This is a genomic window from Pedobacter suwonensis (assembly GCF_900111825.1).
Lineage (GTDB): Bacteria > Bacteroidota > Bacteroidia > Sphingobacteriales > Sphingobacteriaceae > Pedobacter > Pedobacter suwonensis.
In genome coordinates this window covers 44,223-67,441 of the sequence record NZ_FOJM01000009.1, presented here as the reverse complement: position 1 = coordinate 67,441, position 23,219 = coordinate 44,223, and the positions used below count along the sequence as shown (strand labels likewise).

18 protein-coding genes are annotated in these 23,219 nt (G+C 40.9%); 7 read left to right on the top strand and 11 right to left on the bottom strand.

All coding sequences use genetic code 11. From position 1 onward, the window contains the following. Window positions 1-73 precede the first annotated feature (73 nt). The 3 genes from BM107_RS12805 to BM107_RS12795 form a co-directional block, all read right to left on the bottom strand. Complete coding sequence (locus BM107_RS12805) at window positions 74-2,353, bottom strand: aconitate hydratase (RefSeq protein WP_090983916.1); 2,280 nt, start codon at window positions 2,351-2,353, stop codon at window positions 74-76. Between the two features lie 193 nt (window positions 2,354-2,546). Then, on the bottom strand, window positions 2,547-5,312 hold the full coding sequence (locus BM107_RS12800) for a bifunctional aconitate hydratase 2/2-methylisocitrate dehydratase (protein ID WP_090983914.1): 2,766 nt from the start codon (window positions 5,310-5,312) through the stop codon (window positions 2,547-2,549). Between the two features lie 359 nt (window positions 5,313-5,671). Then, window positions 5,672-6,328 carry a polysaccharide deacetylase family protein gene (locus tag BM107_RS12795; protein WP_090983912.1) on the bottom strand — a complete coding sequence of 219 codons (657 nt, stop codon included), beginning with the start codon at window positions 6,326-6,328 and terminating at the stop codon, window positions 5,672-5,674. An 81-nt stretch (window positions 6,329-6,409) separates the two neighbouring features. Between BM107_RS12795 and BM107_RS12790 the strand changes: the two genes are divergently transcribed. From BM107_RS12790 to BM107_RS12780, 3 genes are all read left to right on the top strand, one after another. Next, window positions 6,410-7,762, top strand: a complete 1,353-nt coding sequence (locus tag BM107_RS12790; protein ID WP_244278803.1) for a TolC family protein — start codon at window positions 6,410-6,412, stop codon at window positions 7,760-7,762. Window positions 7,763-7,868: 106 nt separating this feature from the next. Then, on the top strand, window positions 7,869-9,206 hold the full coding sequence (locus BM107_RS12785) for an efflux RND transporter periplasmic adaptor subunit (protein ID WP_090983908.1): 1,338 nt from the start codon (window positions 7,869-7,871) through the stop codon (window positions 9,204-9,206). Window positions 9,207-9,421: 215 nt separating this feature from the next. Next, complete coding sequence (locus BM107_RS12780) at window positions 9,422-10,420, top strand: NAD(P)H-dependent glycerol-3-phosphate dehydrogenase (RefSeq protein WP_166672333.1); 999 nt, start codon at window positions 9,422-9,424, stop codon at window positions 10,418-10,420. Window positions 10,421-11,014: 594 nt separating this feature from the next. Here BM107_RS12780 and BM107_RS12770 read toward each other — a convergent pair. Further along, complete coding sequence (locus BM107_RS12770) at window positions 11,015-11,215, bottom strand: hypothetical protein (RefSeq protein WP_090983900.1); 201 nt, start codon at window positions 11,213-11,215, stop codon at window positions 11,015-11,017. A gap of 114 nt (window positions 11,216-11,329) precedes the next feature. Here BM107_RS12770 and BM107_RS12765 point away from each other — a divergent pair, with 114 nt between their 5' ends. Continuing rightward, on the top strand, window positions 11,330-11,671 hold the full coding sequence (locus BM107_RS12765; RefSeq protein ID WP_090983898.1) for a hypothetical protein: 342 nt from the start codon (window positions 11,330-11,332) through the stop codon (window positions 11,669-11,671). 166 nt (window positions 11,672-11,837) lie between these two features. Here BM107_RS12765 and rimO read toward each other — a convergent pair whose 3' ends face one another. From rimO to rpmB, 5 genes are all read right to left on the bottom strand, one after another. Then, on the bottom strand, window positions 11,838-13,169 hold the full coding sequence (rimO, locus tag BM107_RS12760) for a 30S ribosomal protein S12 methylthiotransferase RimO (protein ID WP_090983896.1): 1,332 nt from the start codon (window positions 13,167-13,169) through the stop codon (window positions 11,838-11,840). A 122-nt stretch (window positions 13,170-13,291) separates the two neighbouring features. Beyond that, window positions 13,292-14,254: a signal recognition particle-docking protein FtsY gene (gene ftsY, locus BM107_RS12755; protein WP_090983894.1), complete on the bottom strand. Its 963-nt coding sequence runs from the start codon at window positions 14,252-14,254 to the stop codon at window positions 13,292-13,294. An 82-nt stretch (window positions 14,255-14,336) separates the two neighbouring features. Further along, window positions 14,337-14,492: a DUF4295 domain-containing protein gene (locus BM107_RS12750; RefSeq protein WP_010599808.1), complete on the bottom strand. Its 156-nt coding sequence runs from the start codon at window positions 14,490-14,492 to the stop codon at window positions 14,337-14,339. An 83-nt stretch (window positions 14,493-14,575) separates the two neighbouring features. Beyond that, a complete protein-coding gene (rpmG, locus tag BM107_RS12745) occupies window positions 14,576-14,758 on the bottom strand; it encodes a 50S ribosomal protein L33 (RefSeq protein ID WP_010599807.1) in 183 nt (60 codons plus the stop codon). A gap of 44 nt (window positions 14,759-14,802) precedes the next feature. Continuing rightward, complete coding sequence (gene rpmB / locus BM107_RS12740; protein ID WP_025145121.1) at window positions 14,803-15,036, bottom strand: 50S ribosomal protein L28; 234 nt, start codon at window positions 15,034-15,036, stop codon at window positions 14,803-14,805. Between the two features lie 292 nt (window positions 15,037-15,328). Between rpmB and acs the strand changes: the two genes are divergently transcribed. Continuing rightward, window positions 15,329-17,224, top strand: a complete 1,896-nt coding sequence (acs, locus tag BM107_RS12735; protein WP_090983892.1) for an acetate--CoA ligase — start codon at window positions 15,329-15,331, stop codon at window positions 17,222-17,224. Between the two features lie 67 nt (window positions 17,225-17,291). On the opposite strand, the gene BM107_RS12730 is transcribed toward acs, so the two are convergent. Both BM107_RS12730 and BM107_RS12725 read right to left on the bottom strand, forming a co-directional pair. Beyond that, window positions 17,292-18,659: a RagB/SusD family nutrient uptake outer membrane protein gene (locus BM107_RS12730; RefSeq protein WP_090983890.1), complete on the bottom strand. Its 1,368-nt coding sequence runs from the start codon at window positions 18,657-18,659 to the stop codon at window positions 17,292-17,294. Window positions 18,660-18,671: 12 nt separating this feature from the next. After that, a complete protein-coding gene (locus BM107_RS12725) occupies window positions 18,672-21,680 on the bottom strand; it encodes a SusC/RagA family TonB-linked outer membrane protein (RefSeq protein WP_090983888.1) in 3,009 nt (1,002 codons plus the stop codon). 199 nt (window positions 21,681-21,879) lie between these two features. On the opposite strand from BM107_RS12725, the gene BM107_RS12720 reads away from it, so the two are divergent. After that, the gene (locus BM107_RS12720) at window positions 21,880-22,065 is read left to right on the top strand and encodes a CsbD family protein (protein WP_090501239.1); all 186 of its coding nucleotides are present in this window, start codon (window positions 21,880-21,882) and stop codon (window positions 22,063-22,065) included. A gap of 67 nt (window positions 22,066-22,132) precedes the next feature. Beyond that, the gene (locus BM107_RS12715; protein WP_090983886.1) at window positions 22,133-23,182 is read left to right on the top strand and encodes a glycoside hydrolase family 130 protein; all 1,050 of its coding nucleotides are present in this window, start codon (window positions 22,133-22,135) and stop codon (window positions 23,180-23,182) included. Window positions 23,183-23,219: the final 37 nt, after the last annotated feature.

Here is a 23,219-nt window from a genome sequence, read left to right as displayed (position 1 = left end):
GTAATGAGTTTTAGCAAAAAATCCCGTTTTGACTTAACAAAACGGGATTGATATCCTACATGCGGACTTCAGACTATAACGCTGCCTTCGCCGCTGCTTCAGCCCTGATGATGTTCAACGCACCACCAGCTTTAAACCACTCAATTTGTTGTGCATTATAACTATGGTTAACAGCAAACTGCTCTGTAGTACCATCTTCATGGTGTAATACCAGTGTTAACGGTTGGTCAGGAGCAAACTCGGTTAAACCTAAAATGTCTACCGTATCACCTTCTAAAATTTTATCGTAATCATCTTTATCGGCAAAAGTTAAGGCCAACATACCTTGTTTTTTAAGGTTGGTTTCGTGGATACGGGCAAAAGATTTTACCAATACGGCACGTACGCCCAGGTGACGTGGCTCCATGGCTGCATGCTCACGTGATGAGCCTTCGCCGTAGTTTTCATCACCCACTACGATTGAGCCCAAACCAGCAGCTTTATAATCGCGTTGTGTAGCTGGTACCGGACCATACTCGCCAGTTAACTGGTTTTTAACGGTATCTGTTTTATCGTTAAAATAGTTTACTGCACCAATTAGCATATTGTTAGAGATATTATCCAGGTGGCCACGGAACTTTAACCATGGGCCTGCCATAGAAATATGGTCGGTTGTACATTTACCTTTAGCTTTGATCAGTAGTTTAAGCCCTTTCAGGTCTGTGCCTTCCCAGGGTGCAAACGGATCTAACAATTGTAAACGATGCGAAGTTGGCGAAACCAAAACCTGTACCTGCGAGCCGTCGGCTGCCGGTGCCTGGAAACCTGCGTCTTCTACCGCGAAACCTTTGGTTGGCAATTCATAACCGGTAGGCGGGTCTAATTTAACCTGCTCACCTTTATCGTTAGTTAAGGTATCTGTTAATGGGTTAAATCCTAAATTACCCGAAATGGCAATGGCTGCCACCATTTCTGGTGAAGCTACAAAAGCGAAAGTATTCGGGTTACCATCGGCGCGTTTAGCAAAGTTTCTGTTAAATGAGTGTACAATGGTGTTTTTTTCTGCTTTCTCTGCACCTGTACGGTCCCACATACCAATACATGGACCGCAGGCATTGGTAAATATTGTTGCATTCAAATCTTCGAAAATTTTTAAATAACCATCACGGTCTGCAGTATAACGCACCTGCTCAGAACCCGGGTTAATACCAAACTCTGCTTTGGTGGTTAAACCTTTAGCAATGGCCTGGTTGGCAATAGAAGCTGCTCTCGATAAATCTTCGTATGAAGAGTTGGTACAAGAACCGATTAAACCCCATTCTACTTTTAATGGCCAGCCATTTTTCTCTGCTTCCGTTTTCATTTGAGAAACCGGAGTAGCTAAATCTGGTGTAAAAGGGCCGTTTAAGTAAGGTTCCAAGGTATCTAAATCAATCTCAATCACCTGATCGAAATAATTTTCAGGATCGGCATAAACTTCCGGGTCACCGGTCAAATAAGCAGCAATTTTATTTGCCTCATCTGCCACTTCGTTTCGGTTGGTAGCGCGTAGGTAACGTTCCATACTCTCATCGTAACCAAAAGTAGATGTGGTTGCACCAATTTCGGCACCCATGTTACAAATGGTACCTTTACCGGTACAGCTCATGGAAGTAGCACCATCGCCGAAATATTCTACAATAGCTCCGGTACCACCTTTTACGGTTAAAATACCAGCTACTTTCAAAATCACATCTTTGGCAGCCGTCCAGCCGTTTAATTTACCAGTTAGTTTTACCCCGATCAATTTAGGGAATTTTAGTTCCCACGGTAAACCCGCCATTACATCACAGGCATCAGCACCACCAACACCAATAGCCACCATGCCTAAACCGCCGGCATTTACCGTGTGCGAATCGGTACCGATCATCATTCCACCCGGGAAAGCATAATTCTCCAGTACTACCTGGTGGATGATACCAGCGCCTGGTTTCCAGAAACCGATACCATATTTGTTGGATACAGATGATAAGAAATCAAAAACCTCTGCACTTTCCGTTTTGGCGTGAGGTAAATCTATCGCCGCGCCTTCTTTGGCTGTAATTAAGTGATCGCAATGTACAGTAGAAGGCACAGCAACCTTCGGACGGCCCGCCTGCATAAATTGCAATAAAGCCATCTGCGCGGTAGCATCCTGCATCGCTACGCGGTCTGGTGCAAAGTCTACATAATCAGATCCACGCTTAAACGCCTTTTTAGGATCTCCATCCCAAAGGTGTGCATACAATATTTTTTCAGATAATGTTAAAGGTCTGCCCACAACTTTACGTGCAGCCTCTACGCGGCTACCGAAGTTTGCGTACACCTTTTTAATCATGTCTATATCAAAAGCCATACTTAAATTTTTATAATTATTATCAATAAGGTACTCTCTAAAGTAAACAATTTTAAACAGATTAATTTTTGAGATTTGTCATAATATCTTATTTAAAACCATTCTATGCAATTATTTATGCAAAGTAAAAGGCTATCAGATTTTCTCCGATAGCCTTTTCTAAAAGTTAACAAATAATATGCTTTTTTGTTTCTTATTGTTTTGTAGAAATAGGGGTAAACTTGGTTAAGTTAATGCCCTCTACCGCTAATTTATACTCTTCGATGCTTGGAATACGACCCAGGATAGCTGAAAGCACCACAACAGGGGTAGAAGCCAGTAATGATTCCCCTTTTTTGCCGTCTCTGTCTTCCACCACACGTCCCTGGAATAAACGGGTAGAAGTAGCCATCACAGTATCACCTTTAGCAGCTTTTTCCTGGTTACCCATGCAAAGGTTACAGCCAGGGCGCTCCAGGTACATGATGTTCTCGTATTCGGTACGCGCTACACTTTTAGGCAAGGCATCGCTAAACTCAAATCCTGAGTATTTCTGTAAGTATTCCCAGTCGCCTTCTGCTTTCAGTTCATCAATAATATTGTAAGTAGGAGCAGCCACTACCAGTGGTGCTTTAAACTCTACCTTACCGGTTTGGTTCTCTACGTTTTTCAATAATTGCGAAACGATTTTCAAATCGTCTTTATGTACCATGCAAGAACCTACGAAACCAAGGTCTACTTTTTTATCACCACCGTAAAAAGTTAAATCTCTGATGGTATCATGCGTATAACGTTTAGAAACATCGGCATTGTTCACATCAGGGTCGGCAATCATAGGTTCGTTGATTAAATCCAGGTCGATTACTACCTCTGCATAATATTTGGCATTTGTATCAGGCATTAAAGCGGGTTTAATACCGGTTTTAATTTCCTCGATGCGTTTGTTTGCTTTGTTAATCAATCCCTGAAGCACCTGGTTATGGTTGTCCATACCTTTGTCAATCATGATCTGGATACGGTTTTTCGCAATTTCCAGCGATTGGATTAAAGTATCATCCTGCGAAATACAAATCGAAGCTTTTGCTTTCATTTCGGCGGTCCAGTCGGTAAAAGTAAAGGCCTGATCGGCCAGTAAAGTTCCGATGTGTACCTCGATGATCCTGCCCTGGAATACGTTTTCGCCATCAAACTGTTGCAGCATCTGCAGTTGTGTGGCATGTACCACATCACGAAAATCCATGTGTGCTTTCATCTCGCCCTTGAAAGTTACTTTTACTGATTCCGGAATCGGCATAGAGGCTTCGCCGGTAGCTAATGCCAACGCCACTGTACCAGAATCGGCGCCGAAAGCCACACCTTTTGACATACGGGTGTGTGAATCGCCACCAATGATGATTGCCCATTCATCAATTGTAATATCATTCAATACTTTGTGGATAACATCAGTCATTGAATGGTAAGTACCTTTAGGGTCACGCGCCGTAATCACCCCGAAATCATTCATGAATTTCATCAGTTTTGGGATGTTTGCCTGTGCTTTTTTATCCCATACAGATGCCGTGTGGCAACCTGACTGGTAAGCACCGTCAACAATCGGTGAAATTACCGTTGCGGCCATAGCCTCTAATTCCTGAGCCGTCATCAAACCGGTAGTATCCTGCGAGCCTACAATGTTTACTTCTACGCGCACATCAGAACCGGCATGTAAAACCTTACCTGGTGTTAAACCTACCGCATTTCTGTTAAATATTTTCTCTACAGCAGTTAAACCCTGACCCTCAACAGATACTTCTTTAGCCGGAGCAAATACAACCGGAGCTTCTATCCCTAAAGTTTTGGCCGCAAAGGTTTGGATTTTCTTGCCAAAAACGATGGCGTAAGAGCCACCCGCTTTAATGAATTCAATTTTTTGCGGCGTTAAAGCTTTTGAAATATCAATCAGCTCCTGATCGCCGTTATATAATTTTTTAGTTCTGGTATTAATGGTAAGCACCGTTCCGGTAGCTACTGAATATACTTCTTCTAAAACCGGTTCATCATTTTCATTGCGCACTACATTTCCATTCTCATCGGTTTTCTTTACCCAGTTTTTAAGGTCGATACCAATACCACCTGTCACATCAACTGTGGTTAAAAAAATAGGCGAAATACCATTGGTACCACCAACAATTGGTGCAATGTTTACAAATGGCACATAAGGACTTGATCTTTTACCTGTCCAAAGGGCCACATTGTTTACGCCTGACATACGTGAAGAACCTACGCCCATGGTACCTTTTTCGGCTACCAGCATCACGCTTTTATCGGGATGTTGTGCCTGAAGGTCTTTAATGGCCTGCTGTGCCTCTGGTGTAATCATGCATTTACCGTGTAATTCACGATCAGAACGCGAGTGCGCCTGGTTACCCGGAGATAATAAATCCGTAGAAATATCGCCAATACCCGCGATAAAGGTTACTACTTTAATTTCTTCAGCAACAGGAGGTAATCCGGTAAAAAATTCGGCTCTGGCATAACTTTCCAGTATTTCTTTGGCTATGGCATTGCCGTTGTGGTAAGCCTCCTTTAAACGATCGGTATCGGCATCGTATAAGAATACCTGTGTTTTGAGCACATCGGCAGCTTTTTTGGCTTTATCACCATTGTCTGCCAGGGCAATATCCAACAAAACTTTAATGGAAGGACCACCCTTCATGTGAGATAAGAGCTCGAAAGCAAAATCAGGTGTAATCTCTGCAACAACAGTTTCACCTGCAATAATTTCTTTTAAGAACTGGGCTTTAACACCTGCTGCGGCCGTGGTACCCGGCAAGGTATTGTATATGAAAAAATTAACAGCATCTGCCCTGTTAAAATTATTTACATTTTTGATCTGATCGATGATTTCGCTTAATAATTCGGCGCTATCAATAGGTTTAGGATGAAGACCCTGGATTTTACGTTCTTCAATCTCTTTAATATAATCGTTATAAATACTCATCTTAGCTATTTATCCTTTTTCGCGGAGTGTTGTATATTAATACACTTTCCCAAAGAATACTATTAATTGTGATTAATTTGTGGTTATAGGCCAAAAAAGTGAATTTTTTGGATGGAACAAAAATAATAAAAAGCAATCTTTTTATCGGACATGAGTAGATGATTGCGTAATTTGGAATTGTTCTAAACAAAAGATTGGTTAAATTGTTATAGACAGATCAGGTGAACAGCTTGTTTATTTTAGTTATCGTTCAATTCCGTACAGTTTTGTCCGTTTTCGAACAGCTTCTCATTGGTAATCTGACAGAAAGCCCGTTTCAGCTTACTGGAGCTGGTATGCCTGACTTGGCACAACAATCGCTAAAGCGTAGCAAAAGTGAAACCCTTTTCGGTAAAATAGGCTAAAACCCTGGGCAATGCATATTCCAAACGATCAAATGCTTTTAAGCTATCATGAAAAACTATGATAGAACCGTTTTCGGTATGTTTGATCACATTCTGGTAGCATTTTTCGGGCGAGAGGTTAATGTCGAAATCGCCGCTGAGTACATCCCACATGACGATTTGTAGTCCTAAGTCGGTAGTCTTTAGTCCTGAGTCAAACCCGAGATTTAGGACTTTAGACTTTAGACTTCGGACTTGGGACTTTTTGATCCTCCCGTAAGGTGGGCGGAAAAGGTTAGATTGTGTAAGTTCCTGGCACTTAAGCGTGTTTTCCAGATAGGTTTCATCATCGGTTTTCCATCCTTTTAAATGATTGAAAGTGTGGTTGCCAATGGCATGCCCGTCGGTTTTTACACGTTCAAAAACCCCGGGATGTTTAACAATATTATCGCCGATGCAAAAAAAAGTAGCTTTAGCATTAAAGACTTTCAGAGTTTTTAATACAAAATCTGTAACATTGGGTATAGGTCCATCGTCAAAGGTCAGATAAATAACTTTTTCGGTGCGGGATTTATTCCATAACAGTGATGGATAATACCATTTTAGCAGAAGCGGTGATTTGATCAGGTACATTTAACTTCAAAGTTAGTAAATGCCTGAACAGATTGAAATGATTAAAAGTTGTTTATATTAGAATCGAAACAAATTATGAAGATGTTTACCAATAAAAAGTTAATTACCGGATCTGCTTTAGTATTATTATTAAACTTTGCTGTTGATGTAAATGCCCAGCAGGTTATCACCATTCAACAAGCGGTTGAAAACACGTTAAATAATAACTTAACGATTAAACAGGCTCAATTTAGTGCAGCATTGGCAAATGAGGATTTAACACAATCTAAATATGCCCTTTATCCTAACCTAAATGCTTCTGTAGGTCCAACGTTGACGTTTGGTCGCGGTTTGGATCAAACAACCTTTCAGGTAACCAATCAAACCTCATTATTTACCAGTGCAAACCTCGGTACAAATGTTGATGTATTTAGAGGCTTTGCTAAAGTTAATCAGATTCGGCAGAATAAAACACTCTTTGAAGTTGGCAAAAGTAATGTCGAAAAAATTAAAAATGACTTAGTTCTAAATGTTGTTACGGCATATTTACAGGTTTTATACAATACCGATTTAGAAAGGGCATCCAGAGAACAGCTGGACATTGCTAATAAAACTTTAGCAAGAGAGAATGCCTTATTAGATGCAGGAAATAAGACCCTTGCAGATGTATCCCAGGCGAAATCTCAAGTGGCTACGGCTGAATTGAATTTAACCAATGCACAAAATGCGCTTTCCATTTCATACTTAACTTTAGGACAGCTCATGGAAATGCAGCCTAATCAAAAGTTCGTTGTTCAAGCGCCGCTGATTGATAATGTTAAAACAGCACCCACAAACCAAAATGCAGAGGAAATTTATAACAATGCGTTAAACATCTTTCCTGATATCAAACTGGCCAGCTTGCGTTCATTGGCTGCAAAGCAAGCCATAGCTGTCGCAAAAGGATCGTATTACCCATCGCTAAGTCTGGGAGCTGGATTAAATACTTCTTATTCTTATCAATTCAACTACAGTGGCCAATTTCCACAATCCTCATTTGCTGATCAAATCAATCAACGTTTAGGTCAAAGTATTGGAATGACCTTGCAGATCCCTATTTTTAATGGTTTTACTGCCAGGTCAAATGTGCGGAGAGCCAAAATTAATTATCACAATGTTTTAACCCAGGAGCAATTGGCCAAAAATAATTTGAATAAAGTTATTTTTCAGGCGACAACTGATTTAAGGGCTGCCGAAAGTCGCTACAGTTCAACGCAGAATGCGTTTAATGCCCAAAAGGATGCTTTTTATGTTGTGGAACAACGTTATAATGTTGGCCTTGTGAATTCACTTGATTATAGTACAGCGCAAACCAATAGAAATAAAGCAGAGATTGACTTTATCCAGGCGAAATACGACTTATTATTTAGGGCAAAAGTAATTGATTACTATTTAGGCAAACAGATTGTTTTTTAACAAAAACTAACGCTGACATCAAAAGGAAACGTTAAGCCTTCCAGCTTTAAAACGTTTTAACTTTAACATTAGAACTTTAATAGACAAACGAAATACAATACAAATTATGAAACTGAAGCACATTATTATTACCGTAGTTGCTATCGTAGCCCTTCTGGTTGTGTTAAAACTGACCGGCGTAATCGGTGGAAACAAAACCGAAAAGGTAACTACAGAAAAAGCATCAGATAAAACTGTTGTGGAAACAGTTACGGCAAGCGGAAAAATCCAGCCCGAAACCGAAGTTAAATTAAGTTCGGAGGTATCTGGAGAGGTGGTAGAGTTAAAGGTAAAAGAAGGTGATGTTGTTAAAGCAGGCCAATTACTTTGTAAAGTACGTCCGGATGTACTGCAATCGGGTTATGAAAGAACGGTGGCTACTTTTAACGCACAAAAAGCCAGTGTAGCTGCGGCGCAACAACAACTTGCCCAAAACCAGGCCAATTTTATCAATGCAGAAGCTACCTACAAACGTAATGTTGAGCTTTTTAATAAAAAAGTAATTTCAGCTTCAGAATTCGATGCAGCTAAAGCGGCATTTTTAACGGCTAAAGCAAATTTAGCCAGTGCTAAAGAAAATGTAACCGGTGCCAAATTTACTTTGGAGCAAACGGGTGCAAATGTTAAAGAAGCAGGTGCAAACTTAGCCAAAACCACTATTTATGCACCGGTTGATGGGGTAGTTTCTAAACTATCAATTGAGCTGGGCGACCGTATTTTAGGAACTTCGCAAATGGCGGGTACCGAAATTATGCGTATTTCTAACCTCTCATCAATGGAGGTAAATGTTGATGTAAACGAGAACGACATTACCCGTGTTAAAATTGGCGATAAAGCTTCGATCGAAGTGGATGCCTTTTCTGATAAAAAGTTCAGAGGTGTGGTTACTGAAATTGCAAGTTCGTCAACAGCTGTCGGAACCACAACATCTACTTCTGTTGATCAGGTGACCAACTTTTCGGTGAAAATCCGCATCAGCGAAGAAATGGAGGGTAAACAACAGTCTATTTTCCGCCCGGGCATGTCGGCAACGGTTGATATTGAAAGCGAGTCGTTAACCGGACTGGCCATTCCAATTCAGGCGGTTTTCACTGATAATGCGAAATCGGGCGACAACAATAATCAGGGCAACCAGGAAAATACCGATAAGCAGAAATCGAAACTGACTGACAAAAAGGTAAAGCAATATGTTTATACTTACGATGCCAAGAGTAAAAAAGTTAAAAAAACAGAGGTCACTACGGGTATCCAGAACGATCAGTTTATCATTGTAAAATCGGGTATCAAAGCCGGTGAGGAAATTGTAACCGGTCCGTATTCGGCTATTCAGAACAAATTGAAAGATGGAATGGTGGTAGAAAAAACTGCTAAAGACCAATTGTTCAGCAAAGACGGTAAGAAGTAGCCTTTTAAGGTATAAGGTTAAAAGTGTGAGGTGTAAGGTTTTGCCTGTCCGCCTCACACTTTTCTCGTAAATGTCTGTAAGAAATAGTAACTTGCCGTCTTTAAGGTGTATTCCTAAGGTTAGGGTGTAAGGTTTAGGGTTTAAGGCATTCGCTTTAAACCTTAAGTTTTACACCCTTTGCCTTACATCTTTTACCTAAAACTTTTTCTATAATCATGGTACCTAAAATAGCAATGATAGGGGGCGGGAGCTGGGCTACTGCTATCGTTAAAATGCTTGCAGATAATTTGTCTGAAAAAGAGATTTTTTGGTGGATGCGTAATGAAACAGCCATTGAGCACATTAAAAAATTTAAACACAATCCGCATTACCTCAGTTCTGTTGAGTTAAAGCTCAATCATGACCATATCTCGTCTGATATACGATCGATTATAGAATCGGCCGATTTTGTGATTTTAAATGTACCCGCTGCATTTTTAAAAGAAACCCTTTCTACCATAACACCAGATGATTTAAAAGGCAAAAAAATAGTCTCAGCCATTAAGGGGATCGTGCCGGAAGATAACCTGATTATCGGTGAATTTTTGCACGAGAAATACAACATCCCATACCATGATATTTTGGTGGTAAGCGGTCCCTGCCATGCCGAAGAGGTAGCCTTTGAAAAACTATCTTACCTTACCATAGCTTGTACCGATGTAGAAAAAGCAGCCGCATTTGCCGCTCTTTTAAGTACACGCTATATCAAAACCAATGTTTCTGACGATATTTTCGGTACTGAATACGCTGCGGTTTTAAAAAATATTTACGCGGTAGCCAGTGGTATCTGCCATGGCTTAGGTTATGGCGATAACTTTCAGGCCGTGCTGATTAGTAATGCCATAAGCGAAATGAAACGTTTTGTAGATGTGGTTCACCCAATAGACCGCGACATTAAAGAATCAGCCTATCTGGGCGATTTGCTGGTTACGGCTTATTCGCAGTTTAGCCGCAACCGAACCTTTGGTAATATGGTGGGCAAGGGCTACACTGTAAAATCGGCTCAGCTGGAAATGAATATGGTTGCCGAAGGTTATTATGCTGCTAAATGTATGCACATCAAAAACCAGGAGTATCATGTAGATATGCCAATTTGTAAGGCCGTTCATAACATTATCTATGAGAAACGGTCCCCACAGATAGAAATGAAGTTATTAGCCGAGAAATTGAGTTAAATAGAATAAAGATGAGCTTTACTTTTAAATTCAAGTAGCCGGAGTTTTAATGCCGATCGTTGCATTGCGCTTCAAAGAAAGAATAAAAATTATTTGTAAATCAGGGCTTGCTGCTTTTCGGTTCGTACAGTCCTTCTTTCCGCTATTATCTTTTTGTGAGGGTTAGTAGGAACATTTTGATTGATGCGCCAAAAAGGATAGCCGCTTCAATAAGGTTTATTGAACGGGAGACAGAACAAGGAGTCGAGAAGTATTTTACCTGATATTGAAAATTTATACTTTGTTCTTTGCAGCAACTGAGTTTTTAGCCCCGGGCGCAGCGGCATCCCCGAAGCGCAGCGAGGGATATAGCGAAGCACGGGAACAGACATTAATCGTTGCTACAGCCCTTGCGCTCCAAAAAAGAATAAAAATTATTTGTAAATCAGGGCTTGCTGCCTTTAGGTTAGTACAGTCCTTCTTTCCGCTATTATCTTTTTGTGGGGGGTAGGCATATTTTTGTTTCTTCACCAAAAAGGATAGCCGCTTCAATAAGGTTTATTGAAGGGGAGACAGAATAAGGAATCAAGAAGTATTTTACACGATATTGAAAGCTTATACTTTGTTCTTCGCATCAACTGAGTTTTTAGCCCCGGGCGCAGCGGCATCCCCGAAGCGCAGCGCGGGATACAGCGAAGCACGGGAACAAAGATTAATCGTTTCTACAGCCCTTGCGCTCCAAAAAAAGAATAAATTGACTTGTAAATCAGTTTTACGGATTTTTAAGTTGACATCGCCCTTTCCTATCCTGTACATTTGATTTTATGTGCTCAAAAAATAATATTTAAAACTTTATCTCTACTCATGTAACAGAAATAAAACAAATGTTACCATCAACTGTTATCAGTTTAAATAAAAAATATAGCTGTCATGAAAAAGAAATTAGTAATGGGTTTATTAACAATGGCCTTATTTGGCGGTGTAACCCTTAGCGTAAACGCACAAGAGAAAAAAACTGAGGTAGGTAAAGCATTAGACAAAACCGGGAAAGCCATTGGTAAAGGTGCCAAATCAGTAGGAAATAAAACGGCTGAAGTAGCGGTAAAAGGTAGTTCGAAGGTAGCTGATAAAACCTGGAAAGGTAAAATGGCACCAGATGGCTCTGATGTTTACATAAACGCCAAAAATGAGAAATACTATGTAAACTCAAAAGGCGCTAAAATCTGGTTAAAACCTAGTCAGATTAAAAACAGGCCAGCTTCTAAAAATTAGTTAGTCATCACTCCCTAAATAGGGAATGGTCATCTGTCTACAAGAACTGTTCAAATGTTTTAGGAGGCGTTCAAACTGGTTTAACGTGGCATGTGCGACTAAATAAGCTTCAAAAACAAAAAGTCGCAAAAGCTTGCTTTTGCGACTTTTTGTTGACTATATTTTTTTAAACGATCGTTCCGTATAAATCGAAATCTTCTGCTCTGTCAACTTTCACATTAACAAAGCTTCCGTTAGCGGCGTAACCTGTTGCCGCATCGATCAATACTTCATTATCTACCTCTGGCGAGTCAAATTCGGTTCTGCCTACAAAGAAATCTCCTTCTTTTTTATCAACCAGCACTTTAAAGGTTTTGCCTACTTTTTCCTGGTTAATATCAAATGATATGCCCTGCTGGATTTCCATGATATCGTCTACCCTTTGTTGTTTTACTTCCTCAGGGATGTCGTCAACCAATGTGTGTGCATGGGTTTTTTCTTCATGTGAGTAAGTAAAGCAGCCTAAACGATCAAATTTGGTTTCGGCGACCCACGCTGCCATTTCTTCGAAATCGCGTTCTGTTTCGCCGGGGTAACCGCATATTAAAGTGGTACGCATGGCAATATTTGGTACTTTATCCCTGATCTGGTTAACCAGGTCAATGGTTTTTTGCTTAGTGGTGCCGCGGCGCATTGATTTTAACATGTTATCGGTAATATGCTGTAAGGGCATATCCAGATATTTACAGATATTGTCGCGCTCATTCATGGCATCCAAAATTTCCATCGGGAAGCCAGAAGGGTAGGCGTATTGCAGGCGGATCCATTCGATACCCGGTACATCTGACAGGCGACGCATCAGCTCATCCAGTTTGCGCACGCCATACAGGTCTAAGCCATAGTAGGTAAGATCCTGCGCAATTAAAATTAATTCCTTAGTGCCGTTTTTAGCCAGTATTTTAGCCTCGTTAACCAATTCTTCCATCGGTTTACTCATGTGTTTGCCACGCATTAACGGTATGGCGCAGAACGAGCATGGACGGTTACATCCCTCGGCAATTTTGAAGTAGGCAAAGTGTGATGGAGTGGTAAGCAAACGTTCGCCAATCAGTTCATGTTTGTAATTGGCGCCCAGCTCGTGCAAAATATTTTGTAAATCGTTGGTGCCAAAAAAGGCATCTACGTTGGTAATTTCCGATTCCAGTTCGGGTTTATAACGCTCAGAAAGGCAGCCTGTAACCACCACTTTGCCAATTTTGCCGGCTTCTTTCAGTTCGCTAAACTGCAGAATGGTATCAATTGATTCCTGTTTGGCATTATCAATAAAACCGCAGGTATTAATCACTACGATATCATCTTTACCCATTTTGTCTGATTCATGGGTAACGTTGAGGTTGTTGCCGCGCAACTGTCCCATCAATACTTCCGAATCGTATATGTTTTTAGAACAGCCTAAAGTAATCACATTGATTTTAGGTTGTTTGATTGTTGTTTTACTGCGTACTACTTTAGTGTTCATCTTTTACACTTAATCTTTACTATTATCAAAGTTTGAGCGGTCGTCACCCTGAATTTATTTCAGGGTCTTTAAATTAGAGAAGAGATGCTGAAATAAATTCAGCATGACGAAGGATTGGTAGCTTACTTAAACAAACTATTCACAAAATCTTTTTTATCGAAAAGCTGTAAATCGCCTATTTTCTCTCCTACACCAATATATTTAACAGGAATTTTAAACTGATCAGAAATCCCGATCACCACACCGCCTTTTGCTGTTCCATCCAATTTGGTAATGGCCAATGCATTCACATCGGTAGCTTCAGTAAATTGCTTGCACTGTTCAAAGGCATTCTGGCCGGTAGAGGCATCTAATACCAATAAAATTTCGTGCGGCGCACCTGGTACTACCTTTTGCATCACCTGTTTAATTTTGCCCAGCTCGTTCATCAAACCAATTTTGTTGTGCAAACGTCCGGCGGTATCAATAATCACCACGTCTTCGCCATTGGCCACGGCCGATTGCAGGGTATCAAAAGCAACCGAAGCAGGGTCAGAGCCCATGGCCTGTGCCACCACCCTTACGCCAACACGTTCGCCCCAAAGTTTAATCTGGTCAACCGCTGCAGCCCTAAAGGTATCGGCTGCGCCTAAAACAACTTTTAAACCCGATTCTTTTAGTTTATGTGCCAGTTTACCAATGGTGGTGGTTTTGCCCACGCCATTTACGCCAACCACCATAATTACATAGGGTTTATGATCGCCATATTCGAACTGACGGAAATCATTGCTGTTGTTTTCGGATAGCAGTAATTGAATTTCATCTCGAAGGATAAAATTAAGCTCAGCGGTATTCAGGTATTTATCTTTGGCTACACGCTCTTCAATGCGTTTGATGATTTTTAAAGTGGTACTTACACCCACGTCAGAAGTAACCAAAACCTCTTCCAGGTTATCAAGAACTTCATCATCAACCGTCGATTTACCGGCTACAGCTTTGGTAATTTTATTAAAGAAACCGTCTTTGGTTTTCTCTAAACCTTTATCCAGCGCTTCCTGAGCTTCAGGCGCAGTTTCTTTCTTTTTGAAAAAATCGAATAAACCCATATCTAAATTTGATATAACAAAAAAAGCCCTTCCGGTTAAAAACGGAACGGCCTGTAATATTTTATATTAAAAAATATTAACCTTATTTAGATGCGATAGCATCTTTTACGTGGTCGTTATGTACGATAAGTTCTTTGAATGAGTAAGCACCGGTTTTTGGTGATTTTACCATTGTAATTACTTTCGAATATTCTTTACCTGTACCTGTTTTAAGGGTTGCAACTACTTTCTTTGCCATGTTCTTATAATTTTAAATGATTGAATGATAGAAGGATTGAATGAGTGGTTAAACCCTCAAGCCTAAGCCTTTTACCTTCAGCCTTATTTAATCTCTTTATGTACGGTTACTTTTCTCAATACTGGATTGAATTTTTTCAATTCTAATCTTTCAGTAGTATTTTTACGGTTTTTGGTAGAAATATATCTAGACATACCCGGCATGCCACTTTCTTTGTGTTCAGTACATTCTAAAATAACTTGAACTCTGTTACCTTTTTTTGCCATTTTAATATAAATTGAAAACTGTTAATCTCAACAGTTAATGTTTTTTACAAAAATCCTTTTTTTACGAAACGGTTAATTGCTTCGCTGATGCCCACTTTATTGATGGTTTTAATCGCTGAAGTAGAAACTTTCAACGTAATCCAACGGTTTTCTTCAGGAATATAAAATTTCTGAAGTTGTAGGTTTGGGTAAAATTTGCGTTTGGTTTTAACGTTCGAGTGAGAAACGTTGTTACCTACCATTGCTTTTTTTCCTGTTAAATCACAAACTCTTGACATGACTTGTAAATATAGTTGTTAATATCGTCCGCTTAATTTTTTTAAGAGTTTGCAAATATCTGAATAATAATTGTAAACAGCAATAGCCTAGCTAATTATTTTTTATAATTAATATTTGCAGCCGGTAAAGGTTCATGCCATGTTCGTTATTCCGGATATTTAAATTATCAGCTTTTAAAATAAACAGTCTGCTTAACATTTGATCTCCATTTTGATACGATAAGACTATTTTTCATTGGCATTATTTAGTTAAATTAGCTGCCACTAAATCCAAAAATATAAAAAACTAGCGATGCAAATTACCTCTTTTAAGCAATACGAAGAAGATTATAAGAAAAGCGTAGAAAACCCTGAGCAGTTTTGGGGCGAAGTGGCGCAAAACTTCCAATGGCGCAAACCCTGGTTTAAGGTATTATCCTGGAACTTTAACGAACCCGATATCAAATGGTTTGAAGGGGCAAAGCTTAACATCACCGAAAATTGTTTGGACCGGCACCTTGCTGCCAATGGCGATAAACCAGCCATTGTTTGGGAACCGAACAACCCGGAAGAAGAAAGTGTTACCTATACCTATAAAATGTTGCATGAGCGTGTTTGCCGTTTTGCCAATGTGTTAAAACGCAATGGCGCCAAAAAAGGCGATCGTATCTGCATTTATATGCCCATGGTACCCGAACTGGCTATTGCTGTTTTGGCCTGCGCGCGCATCGGTGCGGTACACTCGGTTATTTTTGGCGGCTTCTCTGCCAAATCCATCGCCGACAGGATTAACGACTCGAAATGCAAAGTGGTGATTACCGCTGATGGTTCTTACCGTGGCAACAAACAGATTCCTTTAAAAGATGTAATTGACGATGCATTGATCGGTTGCCCAACCGTAGAGAAATGTATTGTGTTAACCCATGTGCGTACGCCTGTTTCAATGTTGAAAGGACGTGATGTATGGTGGGAAGATGAAGTGAAGCACGTAAACGATATCTGCGAAGCAGAGGAAATGGATGCTGAAGACATGCTCTTCATTTTGTATACTTCGGGTTCTACAGGCAAACCCAAAGGTGTAGTACATACCTGTGGCGGTTACATGGTTTATGCGGGCTATACCTTTGCCAATGTATTTAATTATCAGCCCGGCGAAGTTTATTTCTGTACGGCGGATATCGGCTGGATTACCGGACACTCCTACATTGTTTACGGACCGCTTTCGCAGGGTGCAACTTCGGTGCTTTTCGAGGGTATCCCCACTTACCCTACACCATCACGTTTCTGGGATATTGTAGAAAAATACAAGGTAAATACTTTATACACGGCACCTACGGCTATCCGTTCTTTAATGAGTTATGGCGATGATCCGCTTAATGGCAAAGATTTAAGCTCTATCCGTGTTTTAGGCTCGGTAGGAGAGCCGATTAACGAAGAAGCCTGGCATTGGTTCGATGAGAAGATCGGACATGGCAAAGCGCCTATTGTGGATACCTGGTGGCAAACCGAAACCGGCGGAATCATGATTTCACCTATAGCAACCGTAACCCCAACCAAACCCAGTTTTGCTACCTTGCCCTTACCTGGCATCCAGCCCATTTTAGTAGATGAAAACGGTAATGAAATTGAAGGAAACGGGGTAATGGGAAATCTTTGCATTAAATTCCCGTGGCCAGGTATGTTGCGTACCACTTATGGCGACCACGAACGTTGCAAGCAGACTTATTTCTCTACTTACGAGAATTTATATTTTACCGGCGACGGCTGTTTGCGCGATGAGGATGGTTATTACCGGATTACCGGCCGCGTTGATGATGTGTTAAATGTTTCGGGGCATAGAATTGGTACCGCAGAAGTAGAAAATGCCATTAACATGCATGCGGGTGTGGTAGAAAGCGCCGTGGTGGGCTATCCGCATGATGTAAAGGGGCAGGGCATTTATGCTTTTGTTATTTATCCTGATATGCATGGCGAAGCTGAATTATCTAAAAAAGATATTTTGCAAACGGTTACCCGCGTAATTGGAGCCATAGCCAAGCCTGATAAAATTTTGTTTGTATCTGGTTTGCCCAAAACACGTTCGGGCAAAATTATGCGCAGGATTTTACGCAAGATTGCAGAAGGAGACACCGGTAATTTAGGCGATACCTCTACTTTGCTTGATCCGGGTGTGGTAGAAGAAATTATTGAAGCTGCGAAGAAACTTTAATAAAAAACCATTTAACAACAAAGCCTCCGGAATTACATCCGGAGGCTTTGGTTTATAAGCAGTTTACCTAATAACCCGGGTTTTGTTTTAAAGCTTTATTTACATTTATTTCACGATCAGGAATCGGGAAAACCAATTTAGGGTCATCATAAGCAAAAGTACCGATAGTGCGTTTGGTACGTTTATAATCATGCAGCCTGAAACCTTCATAATCCAGTTCCTTTTCTCGTTCGTTTAAAATAATATCCAGGGTTGGAACCACATTTCCCAATCCGGCCCTCGTCCTTAATGTATTAATGTCATCAGCAGGGGTAGCGCCAACGCTCGTGCCTAACCTAAAATTACATTCTGCCCGGATCAGGTATTGCTCGGTAATTCTGCAAACAGGTATGTTATCATAAAAGCTATACCATTTTTTAGTGAAAAAGCCTGTTCTGGCGCCAGTGCCTTCGTAAATCATTTCGGTCTGCCTTTTATCTCCGGTTTCAAACGAATTGTAAAATGTGGTGCTTACCAATGCATCAGCCCGGCCTACATTTCCACCGGTAGCATTTTGATAGCTGGCGTAAAAAGTTGCCAATCCATCGTTAGAGGTACCTGCATTACTTTGTTCGTTCTGTTTGATTTCAAAAATACCCTCACTTGAGTTTTTGGTCCTGAACGGTGCTTCAAGTGAATTGGTAATTAAGCGGTATGGACTGTTGGTAATAATATCATTTGCAACATCTCTTGCCAAAGCATATTTTCCTTCCTGCAGGTAAACCCTGGCCAAAAAAGCTTTTGCTGCATATTGGTCATCAACTGAAGCCAATTTTGTTATGGCCGATTTTAAGTCGTTTTCCACTGCAGCATAAACCTCGGCAACGGTGTTTCTAGCCACCGAATTGGTTACATTATCTATGGTTTTTACCGCTTTGGTCATGATAGGAACGCCAAGGTTGGTATTGGATCCGCTGGCATCATAAGGCAAACCGAACAATCTTACCAATTCAAAGTGCATAATGCCCCTGATAAATAATGCCTTGCCTTCTATTACGCTTTTTGTATTGGCATCACTAACTACATTTAATGCAGAAAGCACAATGTTTGCGGTATTAATGGCACTGTAAGCGGTGATCCAGGTTCTCCGTACATCAGCATTATCAGCTACTATGGCCTTGCTTGCAATATTGCGGTAGGTAGTAAAAGTACCACGCCAGGTCAGGTAATTGTCGCTGGCATACAGATCTGGTATAAATACAAGGTTGTTGCCATAAAGATCTCCGGTGGCCATAAAAGTATATGCACCTATTAAGGCATTCTGAACATCTGCTGTGGTATTGAGTGCCACATTGGCGTCGATGTTCTGTTTGGGATCTATTTCTAATTGCTTTTTGCAGCTGGATATACTTAACAAAAGGAAAAATCCAGCCAATATATTTTTATAATTTTTCATATACTCAATGTTTTATAAGCCAATGTTTACGCCGAAAGTAATGGTTCTTGCCTGTGGTGGCGTATAAAAATCGTGGCCCAGCTGGATGTTGTCAGACTGGAGATTGCCACCGCTAGGGGTATTTACTTCAGGATCGTAACCTTTATATCCGGTTATGGTAAACAGATTAAGGGCTGATGCAAATAATTTAACATTCTGTAATTTATATTTATTGGCAAATGTTTTAGGGATATTATAACTAAAAACCACACTTTTTATCCTGAGGTAAGAGCCATCCTGAATCCATCTGGATGAGGGGCTTGTTCCATTTCCTTCACCAAACCTCGGTTGTGGGATAGGTGTATTCCTGTTGGTGGGTGTCCAGTAATTTAACTGATCAATGGTCTGGTTGTCAAAATAATCGCCATTGGCTGATTGGAAAACACCTGCCATGTTATAAATATCATTGCCGGATACAAACTGTGCCTGAACGTCCAGATCAAAGTTTTTGAAAGAAAAGTGGTTTCCAAAACCCCCGAAGAATTTAGGGTTCGGGTCTCCCAGTTTTTGGTTTTGCGCAAGGGAATAATCGTTGGTAGTAGCTGTTCTTGATGCATCAATGTAATAAAGGGCATCACCATTGGCCGGGTCTACACCTGCATAAGCTTTACCGTAAAAGTAACCTAAAGGTTCTCCAACGGCCACTCTGCCCAAAAATCTTCCGCCTGTATAAATCGGTTGGTCGTCCACTAAGCGTAAAACCTTATTCCTGTTTAACGAAATGTTGAAAGAGGTAGACCATTTAAACGCTCCTACAAAATTCCTGGTATTTAAAGAGAATTCAAAACCCTTGTTCTGCATATCGCCAATGTTCTGTGTAATTGAAGAAAAACCGTTTGTTGCGGCAATCGGGGCATTTAACAATAAATCGGTTGTTTTCTTTTTATAATATTCAACAGTACCCGAAATCCGGTCGGAGAATAGGCCAAAATCTAAACCGATATTATAATTTGTAGTGTTCTCCCAGCTCAGGTTCGGGTCTCCCAGTTGGCTGGGGCGTGTACCGCCAACTCCTGCATAGTTAACGCCACGGTACAGGTTACGCGAAGCAAAATCACCGATTTCGGCGTTACCGGTTAAACCATAACTGGCCCTTAATTTTAACAGGCTTAACCAAGTGCTGGTTTGTAAAAAATCTTCCTGGTTAATAATCCAGCCTGCCGAAAGCGCGGGGAAAGTTCCATATCTGTTGTTTACACCAAATCTTGATGAACCATCCGTTCTTATCGATGCACTGAACAGGTATTTATCTTCGTATTTATAATTTACCCTGGCCAGGTAAGAAACAAAAGTATGCCTCGTTTCTGAAGATTCTCCTGCAGCAATTACCGCCGCACTTGCAATTTTGGTAAAACTGTCTGATGGTAAAGTGGTTCCGGTTACCGATGAATACCTGAATTTTGTATCCTGGAAGGCAAAACCAGCCAATACATTTAAGTTATGTTTTTCATTAAAAGTTTTGGTGTAGTTAAGGGTATTGTTGGTGTTAAAGTTGATAGATTTGGCCATGTAATCAGTTGAAGAGCCACCTGTACTACCGCCATCCTGTGTTTTCGATCCTAAAAACTGTTCTTCTTCCAGGTTATTAAAATCAAAACCATATTCACTTCTCAAAACCAGGTCTGGGGTAATTTTTAAGCTTGCATAAGCATTTGCAAAGGTTCGGTAAGTGGTTGATAGGTTTTTGCCATTTTCATAATCGATTAAGCTGTTGTAATAAACCGTAGAACCATTTAGCTGACCAGATGCATCACGTACCGGTTGGATAGGGGGTAAGGCATTTAGTTGTAAGGGATTAGAGAAGGCGTTATCTGTAGGGATCCGATAGTTATCTACCTTTGAAACATTGATGGATCCGCCAACGTCTAAAATTTTAGAAACGGTGTGGTCTACACTTAAGCGTCCACCGGTACGTACATAGCGGTTGCTCACAATAATTCCATCATTGTTATTGAAGTTTCCTGATAACATGAACCGGGTTTTTGCATCACCGCCATTAATGTTCAGGTTATATTGTTGTGTATGCCCTCTTCTAAAAGCTTCGTTAACCCAATTCGTATTGTTATTGCTTGTCCAGTCATCAGTACCGGTATAATCTTTCCACATCTCTGCAGCATTGGCATAGTCACCACCATCATAATTGTTATATTTAAAAGATGCATCAAGCAATTGGCGGTACTGGTCGGCATTTAAAAACTGCCCCTTTTTTGTAGGGTCGCTAAATCCGGCATAATAGCCAAAATCAATGTTGGTTCTGCCCTGCTTTCCTTTTTTTGTGGTAATGAGTACTACCCCGTTTGATCCCCTTGCTCCATAAATAGCTGCAGAAGCCGCATCTTTTAATACCTCCATCGATTCGATATCATCCGGACTTATCGCCGCAAGCGGGTTATCGGCTTCGGTATAGGTACCCAGTGCTTCACTTACAATCGGAACGCCATCAATTACAAATAAGGGTTGGTTACTTGCCGAAATAGAAGAAATACCCCTTACCCTGATCTGAAGTGCCTGTCCCAGTTTGCCACTGCCCGAGTTGATGAAAACACCAGGTGCTTTACCCTGCAGCGCCCCTTCAATGGTAGGTACGGGCCTGTCTTTAAAATCAGCTGCGGTAACCTTTGCAATTGATCCCGTTACATCCCGTTTGTTCTGCGTACCGTAACCCACCACAACCACGTCTGATAGGGTATTGTTCTCTTCTTCAAGGTTTACATTGAGGATTGACCCGGTAATGGGCAGTTCTTTGATTTTGTAACCGATAAAACTAAAAACAAGCGTTTTAGCATCGTTTGCAACGGTTAATTTAAAGGCCCCGGTGGCATCACTCTGTGTGCCGTTGGCTGGCGAGCCTTTTACAAATACGCTAACACCCGGAACTGGTCCCGAGGCCGACGTCACCTTCCCGGTAATGACTTTGCCCTGCGCGAAAGCAAACGAAATTAATCCAAGAGATAAAATCATACTAAAGAGTAGTTTTTTCATCAAATTGTTGGTTTTAGTTAGTAATGTTAGTAATGGATAGAAATAATACCCTTAATATAATTAAAAACATACATAAAACCTTGGCGAATAAGATAAAATAGATCAATCATTTGTATAGTGCAGTAAAAAACCAAACAAAGCGGAGGTAGAATTGTTAATTCATATATCAAAACAGAATATTCACCAAAAAAATAAAGGCATGGATAAGTTAGAATTAAAAGGAAAGTGGAACGAAATAAAAGGAAAAGTTAAACAAGCTTATGCTGATTTAACAGACGATGATTTAAAACATGAAGAGGGGCAGGATGATGAGTTATTAGGCAGGCTCCAACAAAAAACAGGTAAAGGAAGAGATGAACTGGTAAAATGGATCAACTCTTTATAATCTCGAATCAATAGCAAAAACAGGCGATCAATTTTTTGGTCGCCTGTGTGTTTTAAAAACATTTTTTATGGCCGATATTGCCCAGCGCTTTCCGCAAAACCCCATACTCGCACCCCAAAACCTGCCGCCCAGCAAAGAAGGGCTGGAAATAGCCTGTTTGCTCAATCCTGGTGTTTTCACTTTTGCGGGGAAAATATGGTTACTCATCCGGGTAGCCGAAAGGCCGGAACAAACTCAGGGTATTATTTCTTTCCCGATTTTAACTCAAGGTGGCATTGAAATTCTGGCGGTTGAAGAAAACGATCCCCGTGTAAATGCCACCGACCCCAGGGTAATTAATTATAAAGGCGCCGATTATTTAACTACCCTATCACATTTAAGGCTGGTTTGCAGTGATGATGGTATTCATTTTTATGAACCCGAAGGTTACCCGCTGTTACAGGGCGAAGGCAAAGATGAAACCTTTGGTATTGAAGATTGCCGCGTAGCCTTAATTGGCCAAACCTATTATTTAACCTATACGGCCGTTTCGGCGGATGGCGTGGGGGTGGGGCTGCGGACTACAGCCGACTGGAAAAAATTCGGGCATCATGGCATGATCATCCCTCCGCACAATAAGGATTGTGCCCTGTTTGAAGAACGGATTAACGGTAAATTTTATGCGCTGCACCGCCCCAGCAGCGTAGCGTTGGGTGGCAATTATATATGGCTGGCCGAATCGCCCGATGGCATCCATTGGGGCAAACACCAGTGTATTATTAAAACCAGGGCCAACCTTTGGGATAGTGCCCGTGTAGGTGCCGGGGCCTCACCCATTAAAACCGCAGCCGGCTGGCTCGAAATTTACCATGGTGCCAACGAAAAACACCAGTATGGTTTAGGCGCGTTTTTAATGGATTTGAATGACCCATCTAAAGTACTGGCACGAACTGAAGACCCCATTATGGTACCTCAGGAAGATTATGAATTACATGGTTTTTTTGGCGAGGTGGTATTTACCAATGGCCACTTGGTTAATGGTGATGAACTCACCATTTATTATGGTGCGGCCGATGAGTTTGTATGTGGCGCCAGGTTTTCTGTTGAGGAGATTTTGAGTAAGCTGAATTATTTTTAGCCGTTGATGTAATGTTCTGTCTTAAATTTCCCAGGTT

What these genes read in the sequence shown, in the direction of transcription:
- BM107_RS12805 (WP_090983916.1), bottom strand. Translation starts at nt 2,353, where the DNA reads ATGGCTTTTGATATAGACATGATTAAAAAGGTGTACGCAAACTTCGGT.
- BM107_RS12800 (WP_090983914.1), bottom strand. Translation starts at nt 5,312, where the DNA reads ATGAGTATTTATAACGATTATATTAAAGAGATTGAAGAACGTAAAATC.
- BM107_RS12795 (WP_090983912.1), bottom strand. Translation starts at nt 6,328, where the DNA reads ATGTACCTGATCAAATCACCGCTTCTGCTAAAATGGTATTATCCATCA.
- BM107_RS12790 (WP_244278803.1), top strand. Translation starts at nt 6,410, where the DNA reads ATGTTTACCAATAAAAAGTTAATTACCGGATCTGCTTTAGTATTATTA.
- BM107_RS12785 (WP_090983908.1), top strand. Translation starts at nt 7,869, where the DNA reads ATGAAACTGAAGCACATTATTATTACCGTAGTTGCTATCGTAGCCCTT.
- BM107_RS12780 (WP_166672333.1), top strand. Translation starts at nt 9,422, where the DNA reads ATGGTACCTAAAATAGCAATGATAGGGGGCGGGAGCTGGGCTACTGCT.
- BM107_RS12770 (WP_090983900.1), bottom strand. Translation starts at nt 11,215, where the DNA reads ATGTACAGGATAGGAAAGGGCGATGTCAACTTAAAAATCCGTAAAACT.
- BM107_RS12765 (WP_090983898.1), top strand. Translation starts at nt 11,330, where the DNA reads ATGAAAAAGAAATTAGTAATGGGTTTATTAACAATGGCCTTATTTGGC.
- rimO (WP_090983896.1), bottom strand. Translation starts at nt 13,169, where the DNA reads ATGAACACTAAAGTAGTACGCAGTAAAACAACAATCAAACAACCTAAA.
- ftsY (WP_090983894.1), bottom strand. Translation starts at nt 14,254, where the DNA reads ATGGGTTTATTCGATTTTTTCAAAAAGAAAGAAACTGCGCCTGAAGCT.
- BM107_RS12750 (WP_010599808.1), bottom strand. Translation starts at nt 14,492, where the DNA reads ATGGCAAAGAAAGTAGTTGCAACCCTTAAAACAGGTACAGGTAAAGAA.
- rpmG (WP_010599807.1), bottom strand. Translation starts at nt 14,758, where the DNA reads ATGGCAAAAAAAGGTAACAGAGTTCAAGTTATTTTAGAATGTACTGAA.
- rpmB (WP_025145121.1), bottom strand. Translation starts at nt 15,036, where the DNA reads ATGTCAAGAGTTTGTGATTTAACAGGAAAAAAAGCAATGGTAGGTAAC.
- acs (WP_090983892.1), top strand. Translation starts at nt 15,329, where the DNA reads ATGCAAATTACCTCTTTTAAGCAATACGAAGAAGATTATAAGAAAAGC.
- BM107_RS12730 (WP_090983890.1), bottom strand. Translation starts at nt 18,659, where the DNA reads ATGAAAAATTATAAAAATATATTGGCTGGATTTTTCCTTTTGTTAAGT.
- BM107_RS12725 (WP_090983888.1), bottom strand. Translation starts at nt 21,680, where the DNA reads ATGAAAAAACTACTCTTTAGTATGATTTTATCTCTTGGATTAATTTCG.
- BM107_RS12720 (WP_090501239.1), top strand. Translation starts at nt 21,880, where the DNA reads ATGGATAAGTTAGAATTAAAAGGAAAGTGGAACGAAATAAAAGGAAAA.
- BM107_RS12715 (WP_090983886.1), top strand. Translation starts at nt 22,133, where the DNA reads ATGGCCGATATTGCCCAGCGCTTTCCGCAAAACCCCATACTCGCACCC.